This window comes from Undibacterium sp. CCC3.4 (assembly GCF_034347425.1).
GTDB lineage: Bacteria > Pseudomonadota > Gammaproteobacteria > Burkholderiales > Burkholderiaceae_D > Undibacterium.
In genome coordinates, this window is record NZ_CP133779.1 from 3,866,811 (window position 1) to 3,884,473 (window position 17,663).

Annotated in this window: 9 protein-coding genes; 7 read left to right on the forward strand and 2 right to left on the reverse strand. The window is 57.5% G+C overall.

Annotated features, from left to right (window positions below; all coding sequences use genetic code 11):
• The first annotated feature begins 37 nt into the window (after positions 1-37).
• The 7 genes from RHM61_RS17265 (at position 38) to RHM61_RS17295 (ending at position 7,028) form a co-directional block, all read left to right on the forward strand.
• Positions 38-730 (forward strand): glutathione binding-like protein, encoded by a 693-nt coding sequence (locus RHM61_RS17265; protein ID WP_322248527.1) that lies wholly within the window; start codon positions 38-40, stop codon positions 728-730.
• A gap of 67 nt (positions 731-797) precedes the next feature.
• A complete protein-coding gene (locus tag RHM61_RS17270) occupies positions 798-2,024 on the forward strand; it encodes a DUF2863 family protein (protein ID WP_322248528.1) in 1,227 nt (408 codons plus the stop codon).
• A gap of 212 nt (positions 2,025-2,236) precedes the next feature.
• Positions 2,237-3,427: an acyl-CoA dehydrogenase family protein gene (locus tag RHM61_RS17275; RefSeq protein WP_322248529.1), complete on the forward strand. Its 1,191-nt coding sequence runs from the start codon at positions 2,237-2,239 to the stop codon at positions 3,425-3,427.
• 10 nt (positions 3,428-3,437) lie between these two features.
• The gene (locus RHM61_RS17280; RefSeq protein WP_322248530.1) at positions 3,438-4,577 is read left to right on the forward strand and encodes an acyl-CoA dehydrogenase; all 1,140 of its coding nucleotides are present in this window, start codon (positions 3,438-3,440) and stop codon (positions 4,575-4,577) included.
• Between the two features lie 15 nt (positions 4,578-4,592).
• On the forward strand, positions 4,593-5,057 hold the full coding sequence (locus RHM61_RS17285; protein ID WP_322248531.1) for a MaoC family dehydratase: 465 nt from the start codon (positions 4,593-4,595) through the stop codon (positions 5,055-5,057).
• Between the two features lie 11 nt (positions 5,058-5,068).
• On the forward strand, positions 5,069-5,521 hold the full coding sequence (locus RHM61_RS17290; protein WP_322248532.1) for a MaoC family dehydratase: 453 nt from the start codon (positions 5,069-5,071) through the stop codon (positions 5,519-5,521).
• Positions 5,522-5,738: 217 nt separating this feature from the next.
• Positions 5,739-7,028: an MFS transporter gene (locus tag RHM61_RS17295; RefSeq protein WP_322248533.1), complete on the forward strand. Its 1,290-nt coding sequence runs from the start codon at positions 5,739-5,741 to the stop codon at positions 7,026-7,028.
• Between the two features lie 26 nt (positions 7,029-7,054).
• On the opposite strand, the gene RHM61_RS17300 is transcribed toward RHM61_RS17295, so the two are convergent.
• Together RHM61_RS17300 and RHM61_RS17305 are read right to left on the reverse strand one after the other, a co-directional pair.
• On the reverse strand, positions 7,055-7,525 hold the full coding sequence (locus RHM61_RS17300; RefSeq protein WP_322248534.1) for a CYTH domain-containing protein: 471 nt from the start codon (positions 7,523-7,525) through the stop codon (positions 7,055-7,057).
• Between the two features lie 48 nt (positions 7,526-7,573).
• Positions 7,574-17,569, reverse strand: coding sequence for a pentapeptide repeat-containing protein (locus tag RHM61_RS17305; protein ID WP_322248535.1), 9,996 nt, complete (start codon positions 17,567-17,569; stop codon positions 7,574-7,576).
• Between the last annotated feature and the right edge of the window lie 94 nt (positions 17,570-17,663).

The following is a 17,663-nucleotide window of genomic DNA, read 5'->3' on the forward strand; positions in this document are numbered from 1 at the left end:
CGCCGGTGTATTTCTCACCTCAACTTGGAGTTTGCTGATGATCGATGTTTATTCCTGGCCCACCCCGAACGGCCACAAAGTCCACATCATGTTGGAAGAATGCGGACTGCCGTATCGCGCCATTGCAGTCGACATCGGTGCCGGCGACCAATTCAAGCCCGACTTTTTGGCGATTTCGCCAAACAATAAAATTCCCGCCATCGTCGACGCCGACGGCCCGGACGGTCAGCCTATGTCACTATTTGAATCCGGTGCCATTTTGCTGTATCTGGCTGGCAAAACCGGCCAATTTCTTGGCAACACCGATCGCGAAAAATACCATACCTTGCAATGGCTGATGTTCCAGATGGGTGGCTTGGGCCCGATGCTCGGACAAGCACATCATTTCCGTATCTATGCGCCGGAAAAAATTGCTTATGCGATCGAACGCTACACCAATGAAGCCAAGCGCCTCTACGGCGTGCTCGACCGACAATTAGCGCAAACCGCCTACCTGGCCGGCGACCACTACAGCATTGCCGACATCGCCGTCTTCCCCTGGACCCGCTCATTCGCCAATCAAGGCATCGATTGGGCCGATTATCCGCATGCCCAACGCTGGTTCGATGAAATCAGCGCCCGTCCGGCAGTGCAGCGCGGCGTCGCCGTGCTGGCCGATTTACGCCAGCCACTGACGAATGAACAGGCAAAAGAAAATTTATTCGGTACAAAACAGTATGCAAAAAAATAAATTTTAATCATTTTCCACCTCGGAGTGTGGGCTACAATCGTCCCACCTCCGTTCAACTACTGACTGTATGCGCCGACCTATCAAACGAAACCGCCTCAAGCTTGCCGCGGAAAGCCAACGTCTGGTCAATCTTTCTCTGGCCGTGGCACAATCAGCCAGCCGCTTGGAAGACCTCAACTGGCAAGACAAACTCGACGCTTATGTGAGCAAAAATCTCAAGTTGCAACATCAGGAAATTCTCGACGGCGCGGCAGAGAATCTGTTTGCCGCCGAACCGAACGGCTATGATGTCTTGATCGAAACGCTGGAAAGCATGAGCAGCAGCGCCCATTTCGAAGTCGACGGCCAAGCCTACGATGCCCTGTTGATTGCCGCACCGGTGCTGGCTTGGACCCGTTTCGAAATCGCTTCGGGTGCGGTCGCTCCCGACATGCTGCAAAAGCTCATCGATGATTGTTCGCGCGACTTGCTTACCGCCGACACCAGCCTGCGGCTTTTGCCAAATCTTTACTCGATCGACCAATTGCCGCGCAATCATTGCGAAACCTATAGTCTGATGGAGCGTCACGCCTTGGCCATCATCGCCAAACAGCCCGGCAACGGCGAGCCGGAACGTGCGCAAACCGTGCCCTTCCTGGCCGACATCCGCTACTTGCTCGGCATCTTGGTCACCCCGGCCGGCGCCCCCTTATTTCAATGGCAAACGCTGGATGCACCATACGATTGCGTAAAAGCTAAAAATGCTGCCTTACTAGAGTGGCAACAACATGCCGCCCTGAGCTTGCAACACTTACTGCCCGGTTGCGGCCTCGAAGTCCTGTTACCGGAAGCGTATTACACCGCGTGCCGCGAAGCAGACATCAAAATTCGTCCGGCCTCGTTGCGTTCAGCCGTGTTTTATCTGACGCAAACGCTGGGCAAAGAAGCTGGCGAATTTTCGGTCGTCATCGCTGCCTGCGGTGTCCAAGAAACGCCGGGCCAAATTGATGAATTCCGCGTCAGTTTTTGCCTGCGCGAGAGCGGCGAAGTGGTCTACGGTGTGGTATGGCCGCTGTATCAAGCCGAAGACCAGCAAGCGGCACTCAGCATGGATGACAACGATCAAATCATCGGTGACATTCCCGACATCTTGCTGGAGTGTGGCATCAGCGACATCCTGCCACTCGATGAAATTTTCGCCATGGAATTCTGCGACGATTGCGGCACCCCCTTGTTTGCCGACCGTGAAGCCGAATTGGTACATCCGGAAATGCCGGAAGATACCCCCACCCCCGGCACTGCCCATTTCCACTGATCAAGCAGCAATCGACGCGGCCGACCATGTCGGCCGCGCAACAGTTTGCATGTTTCTGCCATCTGCCCCTCCCTAAATTTTAAATCCGTTGTACAATCGTTTTGAACGGTCGTGCTTTTTTATCGAACTACTGGTAGGACGACAGCTGTCTTAACGACAGCCGCGATCCCGCTGCGCCGGTGGACTACCCGGGATTAACTTCAGGAGACAATATGGATTTGAATTACAGCGCGGAAGATCTCGCCTTCCGTGACGAAGTACGCAACTATCTCGAGGCCAATCTGCCGGCCGATCTCCAGCACAAAGTGCTGAACCACAAACGGATGAATAAATCAGATTTTGTGCGCTGGCATAAAATCCTGGCACGTCAAGGCTGGGTCGCCACCGGCTGGCCGCGCGAATACGGCGGCACCGGCTGGAGCCCGACGCAACGCCATATTTTTGAAGAAGAGTGCGCGCGCGTCGGCACGCCGGCCATCTTGCCGTTTGGCGTCGCCATGGTGGCTCCGGTGATCATGGCCTTCGGCAATCAGGCGCAGAAAGATTATTATTTGCCGCGCATACTCAATTGCGACGACTGGTGGTGCCAAGGTTATTCAGAGCCTGGCTCTGGCTCTGACTTGGCCTCACTCAAAACCCGCGCCGAGCGCGATGGTGATTTTTATATTGTCAACGGCCAAAAAACCTGGACCACCCTGGCCCAACATGCCGATATGATTTTTTGCCTGGTACGCACCGAACCGAATGGTCGCAAGCAAGAAGGCATCTCCTTCCTGCTGATCGACATGAAAACGCCCGGCATCACGGTACGCCCTATTATCATGCTCGACGAAGACCACGAGGTCAACGAAGTGTTCTTCGACAATGTCAAAGTGCCGGTACAAAATTTGATCGGTGAAGAAAACAAGGGCTGGACTTATGCCAAATATCTGCTCGGTCATGAACGCACCAATATCGCTGCGGTCGGACGCGCCAAGCGCGAACTGCAATTTCTCAAACGAATTGCCGGCGAACAGCAGAAAAACGGCTTGCCTTTGATTGACGATGCCGTCTTCGCCAACAAAGTCGCGCAGTTGGAAATCGAATTGATGGCACTGGAAATCACGGTATTACGCGTGATCTCGCAAGACAGCGGCAAACCGGGACCAGAAGCCTCCCTGCTTAAGATCAAGGGCACCGAGATTCAACAAATACTGACCGAACTCATGCTCGAAGCGGTCGGCCCTTACGGCTTGCCATTCGATACCGCCTTCCTCGAAGGCGAACAGGCTCACAGCGTGACTGGCGATGATGATGCCGCCGCCTTGGCCTCGTATTATTTCAACTACCGCAAGACCTCGATTTACGGCGGCTCGAATGAAATTCAAAAAAACATCATTACACAAATGATCTTGGGACTGTGAGGAGAACAAAATGGATTTCAATTTAACGCAAGAACAAACACAATTCGCCGAAACCGTGCGCCGCTGGGTAGAAAAAGATTACCGTTTCGAGCAGCGTAGTGCCATCATCGCTTCCCCCGAGGGAGTCTCCAGCGCCGCCTGGCGTGCCTTAACCGAGCTCGGCGCGACCGCCTTGCCGATACCGGAAGAACAAGGCGGCTTCGATGGTACCGCGCTCGACATGATGGTGGTGATGCAAGAACTCGGCCGCGGCCTGGTGATTGAACCCTACTTGGCAACCATGCTCGGGGCCGAATTTCTCAAGCGCGCCAAAGCCCATTTTGATATTCAAGAAGCTGTTGCAGCCGGCAGCGTCCGCCTCGCCGTCGCACTGGGCGAACGCCAATCGCGCCACGACTTATTCGACATCGCTTGTACTGCCAGCGCCAATGCCGATGGCTACCTGCTCAAGGGCAGCAAGACTGTCGTCATCCATGGCGCCCAAGCCGATTACCTGATCGTTTCGGCACGCACGGATGGCGAGCGGCGCGATCAAACCGGCATCGCCCTTTTCCTGCTTGATGCCAAGGCTGCCGGCGTGACGCGCACCGATTACCGCACCATCGACGGCCAACGCGCCGCCGACATCGTCTTCGAACACGTACAAGTGGCACCGATCGCCCGCCTCGGCCACGATGATGGCGGTTGGGAGTTACTCGAAGCAGTGGCCGATTACGGCATCAGCCTGCTCTGTGCCGAAGCGATAGGCTTGATGGAAGCCATCAGCGCCGCCACCCTCGACTACCTGAAAACCCGCCAGCAGTTCGGCGTGCCGATCGGGAAGTTCCAGGTATTGCAACACCGCATGGCAGAAATGTTCATGGAATTGGAACAAGCCCGTTCATTGGCCACGCTGGCTGCCGTCAAAGTCAGTTCTACCGATGTGGAAGAACGTCGCCGCACCATCTCGGCGGCCAAAGTTCGAGTGGCTCTGGCCGCACGCTACGTCGGCCAGCAAGCGGTGCAACTGCACGGTGGCATGGGTGTGACCAATGAACTGCCGGTGTCACACATGTTCAAACGCCTGACCATGATTGCCATGTCCTGCGGCGATGCCGATCACCATTTGGCGCGTTTCGTAGCCCAACCCGGCTTCAAAAACGCGGCCTGACACTTGGGACATCTCATGACAAGCAAAACCTACAGCTGGTATTTTGAAGACTTCATTCCCGGTAACGTGATCGAACTCGGCCAACGCCAAGTGAGTGAAGCGGAAATCATCGACTTTGCCAAGCAATTCGATCCGCAATCGTTTCATATCGATAAGCAAGCGGCGCAAGCATCGATCTTCGGCGACGTCATCGCCAGCGGTTGGCATACTTGCAGCATGATCATGCGCTTGGTGGTGGATGGTTTTCTCGGCGACTCCTCGAGTATGGGCTCGCCTGGTATCGATGAGATACGCTGGATCTTACCAGTCCGCCCCGGCGACACACTCAGTGTCAGTGCCGCCACGCTGTCCTGCAAAGCATCGAGCTCTAAGCCTGATCGCGGTGTCGTGCATACCATGTGGAAAGCCGTCAATCAGCATGGCCAACTGGTTTGCACCATCACCGGCATGGGCATGTTCGGTCGCCGCCCCCCTAACTGAAAAGAGACATCATGCGCGAAATTCATAGTTTGGAACAATTGCGGGCCTGCGTCGGCGAACATGTCGCGAGCTCGGACTGGACCGCCATTTCTCAAGAACGCGTCAATACCTTTGCACAAGCCACCGGTGACCTGCAATGGATACATATCGACGTCGAACGTGCCAGCCGCGAATCGCCCTTCGGCGGCCCGATCGCGCACGGTTTTCTGACACTCTCGCTCTTGCCTATGCTGATGCAAAATGCCGTGCACCTGAATTTTGTCAAAATGGGTGTCAATTACGGCCTCAACAAGGTGCGCTTTCCCGCCCCGGTGCCAGTCGGCAGCCGCCTGCGCGCGCACATCAAACTCTTGCAATGTGACGACATCAACGACGGTGCCCAGGTCAACTGGGAAGTCACGATAGAACGGGAAGGGAGCGACAAACCGGTCTGTGTGGCTGAATCGATTGCGCGCATCTATTAACGAGAACACCGGGGAGTGACGAGGCGAGAGCAAGGGGGACTGGCTCGACCCTGCGGGCGAATCAAGCATCACCGCTACGCGCTTTCCCTCATTTGCTCATTAGCATAAACAACTGCTACACTGACGCCGCGCAGCCATGTCTGCGCTGCTTGACTTGCGCCCCGCACCAAGAGTCGCGGGGGAAAGTTTTTTTTGCAGACCCTAACAAAATTATAAGATGACAACTACTCCCGCTCGCCCAAGCTCGAAACTCGGCACCGTATTACGTGTTACCAGCGGCAATTTCATGGAAATGTTCGACTTTTTCCTGTTCGGTTTTTACGCCACCTATATTTCCAAAGCATTCTTCCCGGCCGGCGATGAATTCGCTTCGCTGATGTTGACCTTCATGACCTTCGGTGCTGGCTTCCTGATGCGCCCATTGGGGGCGATTTTTCTCGGTGCTTATGTTGACCGCGTCGGCCGTCGTCAAGGATTGATTGTCACCTTGGCACTGATGGCATTGGGTACGGTACTGATCGCCTGTGTGCCTGGCTTTGCCACCATCGGCTATCTGGCACCGGCACTGGTATTGATCGGCCGCTTGCTACAAGGTTTTTCCGCCGGTGTTGAACTCGGCGGCGTCTCAGTTTATCTGGCCGAAATGGCGACCCCGGGCCGCAAAGGTTTTTATGTCAGTTGGCAATCGGCCAGCCAACAAGTCGCAATCATCGTCGCGGCAGCGCTCGGCTATGCGCTCAATAAAATCCTGACACCGGCTGAAATCGGCGACTGGGGCTGGCGCATTCCGTTTTTCATCGGTTGCATGATCGTGCCGGTGCTGTTCGTCATTCGTCGTTCGCTGCAAGAAACCGAAGAATTCATGCAGCGCAAGCACCGCCCTGATGCGCGTGAAATTTTCCGCTCCATGCTGACGAACTGGGGCTTGGTAGTTTGCGGCATGCTGTTGGTCGCCATGACCACGGTATCGTTTTACCTCATCACCGTCTACACCCCAACCTTCGGCAAGAGCGTGCTCAAACTCAGCACCACCGACAGTCTGATCGTCACGCTGTGCATCGGTGTATCGAATTTCTTTTGGTTGCCGGTAATGGGCAGCTTATCCGATAAAATCGGCCGCAAACCCTTGCTGCTGGTGTTTACCATCCTGACCATTTTGACCGCCTATCCGGTCATGCTGTGGCTGACCGGCGCACCGAGCTTCGAACGCATGCTGGTGGCCGAATTATGGCTGTCCTTCCTGTACGCCAGCTACAATGGTGCCATGGTGGTGGCACTGACCGAGATCATGCCGGTCGAAGTGCGTACCGCCGGTTTCTCGCTGGCCTATAGCCTGGCCACGGCAATTTTCGGTGGTTTCACACCGGCGATTGCCACCTCCCTGATCGAACTCACACATGACAAAGCGGCCCCGGGCTTATGGATGTCCTTCGCTGCCGTCTGCGGCCTGACTGCCACCTTGATCTTATATCGTAAAGCCGCCAATCGCGGCGTCGTCGCGCACTGACACGGCATCCGTCTGGCCTGCGACGGTCAAACCGTCCAGGCCTGATACGGATGTTTCTGCAAATTGGCATTGGCATAGCGGCGCTCATGGCTCACCTCCGCGCCTAACCAAGACGGCCGTGCAAACGGCTGATCTTCCGAAGTCAACTCGACTTCGGCCACCACCAGCCCGGCGTTGGCACCGAAAAATTCATCGATTTCCCACACCACGTCATCTTGCGCAATCCGATAGCGTAATTTTTCTATCAAAGGTTGCACACACACTTGCGCCAGCAATACTTCGGCATCGGCCAAGGGAATCGGATACTCCCACTCACCACAACGAATGCCCGTGGCAAGCCCTTTGATCGTCAAGCTCGCTTGTTGCGCTTCGATGCGCACCCTGACGATCCGTCCCGGCTCGCCGCTGATATACCCCTGACGTAGCAAACTGCCCTCTGTCTGGGTCTTCCAATCCTGATTCACGACCAAGAACTTACGCTCGATTTCCACACCCATTGCTATCCTCATTAAAACAAAAACGCGCTGACCAAATCCGCCCACCTCTTATCGCCAGGCGAGCGGGAAAATTTTCCAAAACTGTCTCTGCCATTCCGGCTTGAGCGTCGCTACGTGCGCTAACATGGCGCTGCTGACCTGCCCGGAGCAGGGAAAAGCCTGACCGCGACAGAGTAAGCTCGCTTCCCAAGCATTACCACCGCCCGGCGGCGTCGCGCGCTCGGGTAGCAAGGCTGGGTTCAACAGCACCGCCGAGTTAAGATAAGCGGCTGCCAAACCGCGTAATGGTGCCGGCGAATCAAATTCCAAGCCCAGTATACTGCTCGATGAAGCATGCGCCAACAAGGCGGCCAGCGCAAACAACACCACCCCTTGCTGACTCGGTGCCGCGCTGAACTGGCCGAACAAGGCCAAACTCTGCGCCGCAATCAGCGTGGTCAACAGCTGATCGCTGCTGCCATCGGCATGCTCACGCGTACGCATCAACAACGCGACTCGCTCGCTCACCACCAGCATTTCCTCGGTCGCCACATGCTTATTCTCCGACGAAGCCTTATCCATGGCGGCAATCAGGTCGAGTTTAAATGATTCCGGGAATTCCAGCATCTCAATGAAAGCAATTAATTTTTTCTTTTCACGGCAATGCGAATAAATCCGCCCGATCAAAGAAAAGCGATTGAAAATGACCTCTTCGCTGCCGATAGCGCTGCGCTCACGCGGACTGAGTGACTCCAACTCTGCGCCGCTGTCGACGTGACCGAAAAAGCCGATTTGCCCCCAATGTGCGGCATCAAACAGCATAGGCGCATGCAACATGCCATGGAGATCGGCATGACTCATCACCGCATACAAACTGCGATCAGCCGCTGCCCAAATACGCAAATGCAAAGCTAAAGCAGTCAGATCTTGTGGCAAACGGCGATCAAAAGTCTCCGCCATTTGACGTAAACCTAAAGGCAGTTGTTGCCAATATTGTTCCGCCAAGTCTGCCGCGGCGCGCTGCAGCTCGGCTTGCGGCGCGGCCAAAGCGAATACAATCAATTGCTGAATCAGGCCATTATGCGCATACAGAAAACCTTCACGCGCTATGTCGCTCTGCGCATAGGACAATAATTCGCGCAAGCACAGCGGCGTCGGCGCAGAGAATATCTGCCATTCGGCAACGGCCACCGCGGCTGGAATCACCTGTGCCCGGACAAACTGTGCAATCACCGGATCACGCAGATACGCCTCATCCGTCTTCAACAAGATATCGGCAAAGGCTGGCAAATAAGGCCGGAGCTCGACCGGCCGACTGGGTTCGCTTAACTTCGTCAACAATGCCCGCATCGCGGCTACCCGCAAATGCGGCGCAGCGATACTGTCTATGGCCAGCAAGAGCGAGCCGGAATCGGGATTGTCCAGATGATTAAAATTGAGATCGAGCATGCGCTCGCGTTGGCCATCGCGTAATTCGGCAATCTTATCCAATAAACTTAAATCGAGTTGCAACTGACTGTGGCGGTCGAAGCGCGCCGCGGTAAAACACGTTCTGGTATTAATTTTTACTCTCTGCCAATCAATACCACGCAGATCGGCACCACTCAGATCGGTCCCTTCCAGGTTAACATTGCGCAATTCCGAAGCACGCAAATACGTCACCCCGATCAAGCTGCTGGCCAGCGCATTGCGGGCACTGTTCGGAGTGGCGGCTGAAAAACCTATCGGTGCCGCCCGGAATCCTGCGCGCTGTTCCAATGCTTGCAGCAACGCATCACGATCCGCGTAACCGGCGTCATAGTCGGTCGCACCCAGCAGACTGCGTAAGGCCGGCGCCTGCAACTGCCAGCGTTGCTGGCTATCGCGGCGCACCGCACTACGGACGATCTGCAGCGTGTCCGAGCGCCACATCAATTCATAGCCGTGCTCTGCATCGGCTTGCAATACCACATAGCTGAGCGCTACCGTACTGCGTTCCAGTGCCAGTTCCGCGATGCTGCGTGGTCCCTGCGGCGCGTAATCGATATGCAAGCCCAGTGCGGTACTGTACAAGGGCGCGGCGGAATCGGGCGCAAACCAGTTAGCACGCTGCGCAGTCAATTGCACCCGATCACGGAACACATTGCTGGGATTAATTCTCAGCGCAAAGGCACCACTCAATTCGACTAAACCGGGGACACTGTTCGCCGCACTCAAGGCGAACGGCGGCGGCGCTCGCAAGGTATGGAGGTGGGCTTCACCAACCACCGCCACAAATTTTCCAGACGCGCCGCCCTGACGCTGCAGCGCCTGTTGAAACAAGTAATGACTGATCTGCAAATCACTGAGGCGCGCCCACATTTTTTTATTCGCGCCGACGCCAAGCGAAGCCGAGGTATCGCTATTGCTTTGCCCGGCGCGCTGCGATTGCCCGCGGCCACTGGTCAAGGCGCCGGGAGCAAGGAAGTTTGGCACGCTCGAAAGTAAGCTATCGTAGCAACGCACCTCAATGCCGAGCGCAACCGCATGCGCAATCGTATCGGCATAGGCGCGAAAATCGGTCTGCGGCAAATGTTTATACTGCAGCAGATCATCATCTTTCTGCTTGAATAACTGTGTCAGATGCCTGCCCATGCCGGCATGGGGGTGAGCGAAATAGGCCGCCAGTTCGGCCTGGAACAATTCCGCCTGCAAAGATTGGATATACAACACCCGGGTACCGGCCGCGCGTAACTCCGGCAAATACTGATTTACAAACTGGAGTGCTGCATACGGATCACGCGGTGCGACACCGAGCACCAATCCCGGCGTCGCCTGCAGCACCGTGCTCAGCATCTGCTCCGGCAGCGGTGAATCGCCGAGCCGATCGAGCAGCGCCGCCGTCGCGAGCGGACCAGGCACCCAATGCGCAAAAAAATGCGCCGCGCGACGTGCCAATTTACGCCGCCCCACCACCCAAGGTTTGACCACCGCATCGCGATGAGGTTCGACGAGCACACTGGTGCGCGCCAATACCTGCTGCAGATGCAGTAAATTATTCGGCAATTCAGCCGGACGCTGCCACGTAAGCGGCAATTGATCCATGCTATCCGGCAGGCGCGTGCGCCATTCGCGCAAGCTGGCCAGCAGCGAACGACTGCTTTGCGGCGGATTGCGACAGCCAGCCGCCGTATCGCCGCGCCGCGCACGCGCCGCAGGCGCTGCGCCGGTAAGCGACACGGCGGCCAGCAGCGTCACGCGCAGCCGAGACAGACCAGCGGCAAGCGGACTGAGTGTCAATTGTAGCTGCAGCGCCGACGGCACAGAAAAAATCACGCGCGCCTGTTGCTGCAGGCCAAACAAGTAATGTAAACCACGCGGCGGGTCAAGCGCTTGATTCGCCTCTGCCGCATCGAATTGCCTGGTATTGAGTACGAGGCTGAAGTATTGTCCCTGCTGTAAATCATACAAATCGATGAGAAAATCCCGTTCGCCATCCATGCCGCCACCTGCCCCCATCACATCGGTATCAATTTGTTGAACGCCATCGACCACAGCCACCGTTTCATACAATTTAACACCCGGGAGCAAAGGCGTTTCAAAACGCGACCGAGCGCGGCACATGCGCATCAATAGCCGCCCCCCCTCAGCGTCATCGCAGCTCGCCAAATGCCCGAGGCAAGATGCGGCTTCCGTGGCACTGCTGTTACCGTTGTGCGGCAGGCGCCACAATGTCCCACTGGCAGCATCGTAAGCGGCCGCGCCACCGGCCAAGGTGTGCGCATAGCCGAGCGCCAGTTGCAATTCAGGCGCGCTGCTGATACCGGGTTCAATCAGGCGCAAACGCCGTACCAAGGCCAAGGCATCCGGGAAATACTGCTCTTGCAAGTGCACACCAGCGCGTGGGAACGGCCGCAGATGCAGCGTGGCAGAACGACTTTGCAGTACCAAATCGGCGCCGACGACTTCGCATTCCCATTCGGGCAAGCTGTCAAATTCCAATTGCAAGGGTAAGCTTGCCGTACAATCGAGTAAAAAAATACCGCGCAAATCCCGTGGCAACACAAACAGTTCGCCATGGTTACACAGTTCGAACTGTTCATGTTCGACTCCGCTCCATAAGCTCAAGGCCGCCGCCGGATCACCCTGTAATAATACGCGCCATCTGCCATCTGGGGCACGCTCCAAAGTATATTCAAGCGACATCACCACCTCGCACACACCCTCGCGCACGCGCAAAATCGCTCCGCTAGCGAGATGTTGCAAGATCCGCTCGCGCGCGCCGGGCCAACTCAGATCGCGATAGCCACCCTGGCCGTAAGCCCACGGCAGCGCGATCAAGCCGGCGTCCTCGGCCAGATACAAAAACCCCTGATGCTCGGCCGCATGACGCAAGTACAGCAAGGATGGCGTAATCACTTGCCAGAGCAAATCCGACAGTTCAGAGCCATACTGCGCAGGCAAGCAGAAACTTGCCAACGGCGCGACCAAGCTAGCGTTGAGCGGCAAGTTGTCGCGTGACAATTCTTGATGCAGTTCTACCCGCAGCCGTCGGACCGGATCTTCACCGGGCCATTGAAACAAGCTGTAAGCGCGCGTACCTTGCCATTGCTGGCCGATAAATACCGCCTGTGCCACCGTCCACACATAACTGTCAGTCAGCGGATTGCGCCACAGCTTGCGCGCCAAATCAGCATCATCAAAGGCCAGCAAAGGCGCGCTCTCTTCAGCATTACTCTGCCACGCCGCAGCCAAGCTCAGCAGTGCGGCAGCCGAGGTTTGCGGCGGTAATTGCACACCGCTGCAAACCGCTTTGGCCTGCGCCAGACTGAAGCGATAACGACGCGCATAGCCCTCGCTTGGTCGGAATAAGTAGTCATTATTCTCAGACAAGCCACGATAAATTTCCAACCAACGATCAACTTCGGCCACCGCCTCAACCTGGTCGGCCGCAGCAGCCAAGCGATAATGCGCTGCCAGCGCGGCGGTAGTAACCGTGTCGGCACCGACCGGATACAGCACAGCAGCGGCGTCATGCAGACGGTACAGTGAAACCGGGCTCAAGTGCAGTCGTGATGGTGGCCACTGCTCGCTCGGCAGCACCGCCTGCGCCTGCAACCAAGCCCGATAGCCTTGTATATCCGCGCATGCCAGGCTGGCAAACACGCGTTGCAATGCGCCGGCATCTGCGGCCTGCCCACTGTCACCGACATAATAACGCGCCATCCGGTCTGGCTCATGCCAGCGCCAGATCGTGTCACTGAGCGTATCACTGAGCATGACCAGTTGTGCCTTACCGTCACTCCACAGGGGACCGAGTTGCGTATCGAAGATAAACACGCCTTTCTGCAGGTACAAGCGGCGCTGCAAACCTGCTGCCAACACCTCAACAACACTGGCCGCATCACCCGGAGAAGCACGAAACAAACGGTGCCCATCCAGCGACCAGTAGACTTGCCCGCGCCACATGCCGAGACTACGCAGCGTCGCCGCCGTACCGGGCGGCTGCCACACAGTGCCGCTATCGACATGGCAGAGCGCAACATTTTCCTCGGTCGCCTTGGTCCACGTAATTTTCAGCAGCGGCGCTCGCGGCTCGCTGACACTCGCCAGCGCCGCCATGATCTGCGCCAACGACGGCAAGACGGCCCCGGCATGCCAAGCCACGAGCTCACGCTCATTGGCCAGCGTCGGCAAATAGGTAAAGGGACCATCGACGCTGGCTTGTTCGAGTATGAATTGCTGCAGATTGTCTTTCAAGGCGGCGATGCGGGTAGATAATTTCACCAGATACGCTTGATTCAAAACCCGTGCGCCATCCTCCTCGGGATCAGGCAAATCGAGTCGCCGCGCTGCTGCCGTCAATAGAAACCGTGCTTGCCGGTCATACCATTGTTTGATCGCGGTCGCGCGCCGCGTCGCGACGCGTTGCTCAGTTTGCGGCACTGCTTCGGTCGGTTCAAGTGGTTCAAGCGGATCAAGTGAATCAAGCGCCTCAAGCCCCTCAATCGGCTCGTACTGCTCATGCTCACGCTGATACTGCTGCGCCATCAAGCCGCGACCATGTAAGGGGACGCGCAGTGTCGCCAGCGCTGCGCCTACTTTTTTTTGCAAGTACGGTAGAGCGGCGTCGAGCGCATTCACATCATCGGCTTCGGCGCGAATTTGCTGGTAGCGCAGCCATACCGGCGTCGTGATAGGCCGCCTGGCACCATCATCACGCCGCAGCATCCAGTGCTGTTCATGTGCCTCGATATGGCCATCGGCCAGCGGTGCCGCCACGATATCGACTGCGCCATCGCGCGCCAACACCTCGGCACTCAGTGCGCTCACCTGCAGATCACCCCAACGCGCATGCTGCCCTTGCGCGGCCACTCGATAACGCAACCCGGCATGTTCAAGATCGATCACAAAGTCAGCCGAGGCCAAGGCTGACAAACGACCGGGCTCGGTGGCCTCAGCCTGCATGGCGATCTGCAGCCGATACGAGTAGCTGATCTGATAGCCGAGCAAAAATGAGCGTTGACAATCAGCGATCACCTGTACCACCCGCGCACGCATACCCGCCGCCAAGACATGCTCATCGCGATACATCAAGCCTATCGTTTCATCGGCCCGCGGTGCCGGCAGCTCAATCTGCAAGCCCCAGTGCCGCACCTCTTTCTGCCGCTGCAACGACAACAGCGGGTACAGATAATTCGCGACAAACCGGTCGAACGCGATACCGTTGACGACGATGGTGGCGGCCTTGATGTATTGCTTCTCAAAGGCAGCCAGTCGGCGTAAAAACAAGGCCAGCACTTCATCCCGCGGCACCGAAACATTACTCCGCTCGACCAACAACACACGGGCATCAGCGGGATCGATTCGCAACTGCAAGGGTTCGACCACATCTTGCCCGAGTGCCTCTTCAGCCACCAATAAAATACGAAATCCGCCCCCATCCCGGCTGCTCAAGCGCAGTCGCTGCAAAGTCGTATCAAGCACCACCGTCAGCGGCAGCCGGGTCTCGCTGTGAAAGTGGACGCTGCATAAACCGGCATGCGCCGCCACGCCGCTGGGCAGTAATTTAAGCTGCATCGCCGTCTGTGCAACGACCACGCGTTGACTGGCATGACCGATACGCAGCACCGCCTGCAATAACAAGTCGGCATACCGCGCGCTGCTGATGGGAAAGCACTCGCCATACTGGCGCTCATACTGCAAGCGCTCAGGCTTGCTACTGCTACTGTGATAATAATTAAACGCCGACCCGCTCACCGGCACCAAGTCCAAATCTGGTACCAATGGCCATTCCAGCTGTACTTGTGCCGCTACACCAACGGGCAGAGCGAGTTGCCGCGCCCCTTCAGCGACATGCAACAAGCTGCGCAAGGACCGCGCCTGATTCGGCCCCTGCAAGAGGACATCAACCGGTTTGTTGCGCCGCAGTTTGAACACATTGCCAAAGTAAGCCGGCACCGTCTGATTACTTTCGTGTGACCATTTTTTTTCTACCTGTGCCTGATGCGCTAAGGTCAGGGGAAAATTTTTCACCCATTCCATCGGCGAGAGCGCATATAACACCGAAGCCAGCACCGCCGGCGTTTCGACCGCCTGGGCGACCTGCGTCTCCGACAAACAGCCATCCATGATGTTGACCGCACCGGGCCAGTAATGCACCGCCGTCGCCGTGACCACCGTCTGACGCAAAGGACTGTGCGGTGAGCCGACCAGCCTGAGCGAGGGACTATCGATGGCGGCGACGAATAATTGCAGCGGTACTGCGGTGGCATTGAAAATCATGCTCAATTCGGCACAGACCGCATTGCCACGCTCTGCCATATCCCATTGTTGGAACAACCAGTCACGAAAACTCAAACCCAGTTGATATGCAAAACCAACCGGGCTGAGTCGGCTCACGGCCAGGCTGCCGGCCGTCAGCAGCAAGCCGACGCCGTCACTGATGACTGTATCGCTGAGTCGCTGCCGCTGTTCGCTGCTCAGCCGGGTATCTTGCAAGCTGCCGGCGCGCGTGGCCAAGTCTTGAAAACCACTGGCCAGCAGCGGCCCAGCTAATAAACGTGAGAGCCGCTCGGCGCTGCGGCCCAGCTTTTCCCACACCGAGCGCGCGCGCACCGATGCCGTATCGACCGCTGTCGGCACGATTTGCCGTCCTTGCTGACGCTGTTGCGCCGCTTGTGCCGCATACTCAGCGACATCGGCCGCAGCGTCGAGCAGGCTGATGAAATACGCGGCATCGACGAGCTCACTGAGATTGGCATGACGTAAATCATGCAAGCTGAACTGCAACTGCCCGACCCGTAAAAATTTCGGTAAATTCAGTGCCCTGGCTACGCCGGCTATGCCTCCTTGACTCGGCGACCAGCGCGCCTGTGTCACCGCGCTGACCACCTCCTGCTCGCTGCGCTGCATGACAACCGCCCGCCCATCATTGCCCTGCCAATTCAGAGAGAAAACTCCATCAGGCTGTCGCACGATCGCCGACAGCGTAGATTGCGCCGGCGACCAGCCCGACAAGCCGTGCCAAAACCGACTTTCACTGAGCGCCACACTGTCGTGCCGCGCCGCCAGTGGTACCGCCAGCGCATGCTCAAACACGGTGCCGACATCCGCTGCCGCCCGCTCGCTGGCGCTGCCGCGCGGAGCGCTGTCGGTCTGACACACGGCTTGGGCCGCCGCGCCGGACCATGGCAAGCCAGCAGCCAAGCCCTGTTCAAGCAGCAGTTCGATGCCCGCTGTCACCGGTGACACCAGCGCTGCGCTGCGTAACCAGCCGGCACGAAAAACAGCATAAGCACGCGCCGGCACTTGCACATGCAAGGCTTGCCACTGCTGACGAAACTGCCGCAATAAATCCGGCTGCCCATGCAGCAGCGTCTGCGCCCGCTGTTCAAAATCTGCGCGGCGTGCCATTGACGGATGCTCATCCTGCTGCGGCAACCAAGCGCGATACGCATACTGCGTCAGATGATGCAGCACCTGCTCTTCACTGATGGGGTTGTGTTCGGCATTCCAAACCGTTTTGACAGCGGCATCATGGCCGGCCAAAGCTGCCTGCAAGTGCTCGGCGCAGGCCAGTCCGCGCATCACCGTCGCCAGCACTCCCAAACTCTGACTCGCAGCGATCAACGCCACACCGAGCCGTGTCGGACTATCCCACTGCACCATGGTCGTCGTCAGCGGTACACGCCAGGCGTGATCGATTTGTGTCAGCAAGCTGGCCAGGATCGGATCAGCAGCATCCGGCAACCACAACGGCGCATGCGCGACCAGCAAACGGCCATCACACAGATAATCGAGCTCCAATGCAAAGCCGCGCATTTCTTCCAACAGCGTGCGCAGCGCTGGTTCTGGCAGCGGCAACAGCGGCGTGAGCACCCGCCTCACTTCATGTGCAATCCGCCGGCTGAGCGGTGCCAAATTATCGGTTTGTCGGCGCGTCTGCTTATCCACTTGTCGCTCCAGCACCAGCCAGCGCTGACGGCACAGCCGACGCCGTTGCAGATCCGCCGCCAAGGCCTCAAGCAAGGTCTGCAAGCCAGCCGCCCACTGGCTCAAGACATCATCGTCAGCGTGCGCCGCCGCGCGCCAATTCAGCACGACGCGCTCGGCTTGCTGCAGCAAGCGCTGCTGCCACGCCAATGCCGCAGCATCGACCCCGACGTACGTTAAGCCCGGTTTGGCACTCTTGCGCCAACATTCGAGCGCCGCCAACGTGCTCGCCGCCACCGAGCAAACCGTCGCCGAGCAATGCTGCGGCCGCAAAGCGGCTGCCGCGTTCAACTGGTGCGCCAACGCGCGCAAGTGCTGTTTCCATTCGCGCGGCCGCAGTTGCGTATCCAATTCATCGAGCAAGGCAACCTGTCGCTCAAGCAAGTCGCGACGACTGCGTTCGATACCAGCAGCGCGCTGCACCGGTAACCAATGCAGCATTCTCAGCCGCAGTCTATGCAAATGCTGTTGCCCTGCCTCACTCGGCTGCAGCCGACTGCGACCCGCCCGACACAGCGTCGCCAGCTTCGACGAGGTAGCGGCCAATGACTCAGCGCGCGTCAGGCCGGCATAACCAGGGGCCACAGCAGAGGAATGAACACGAGCTATCATGTATCGTCATCACAAAAAAACGCAAGCGCCGCGACCACTACACTACCGAGCAGGCCCCAGCAAGACGCTTACAATGTGACATATAGTCTACATT

Coding starts and splice junctions, on each gene's coding strand:
- RHM61_RS17265 (WP_322248527.1), top strand. CDS start 38: ATGATCGATGTTTATTCCTGGCCCACCCCGAACGGCCACAAAGTCCAC.
- RHM61_RS17270 (WP_322248528.1), top strand. CDS start 798: ATGCGCCGACCTATCAAACGAAACCGCCTCAAGCTTGCCGCGGAAAGC.
- RHM61_RS17275 (WP_322248529.1), top strand. CDS start 2,237: ATGGATTTGAATTACAGCGCGGAAGATCTCGCCTTCCGTGACGAAGTA.
- RHM61_RS17280 (WP_322248530.1), top strand. CDS start 3,438: ATGGATTTCAATTTAACGCAAGAACAAACACAATTCGCCGAAACCGTG.
- RHM61_RS17285 (WP_322248531.1), top strand. CDS start 4,593: ATGACAAGCAAAACCTACAGCTGGTATTTTGAAGACTTCATTCCCGGT.
- RHM61_RS17290 (WP_322248532.1), top strand. CDS start 5,069: ATGCGCGAAATTCATAGTTTGGAACAATTGCGGGCCTGCGTCGGCGAA.
- RHM61_RS17295 (WP_322248533.1), top strand. CDS start 5,739: ATGACAACTACTCCCGCTCGCCCAAGCTCGAAACTCGGCACCGTATTA.
- RHM61_RS17300 (WP_322248534.1), bottom strand. CDS start 7,525: ATGGGTGTGGAAATCGAGCGTAAGTTCTTGGTCGTGAATCAGGATTGG.
- RHM61_RS17305 (WP_322248535.1), bottom strand. CDS start 17,569: ATGATAGCTCGTGTTCATTCCTCTGCTGTGGCCCCTGGTTATGCCGGC.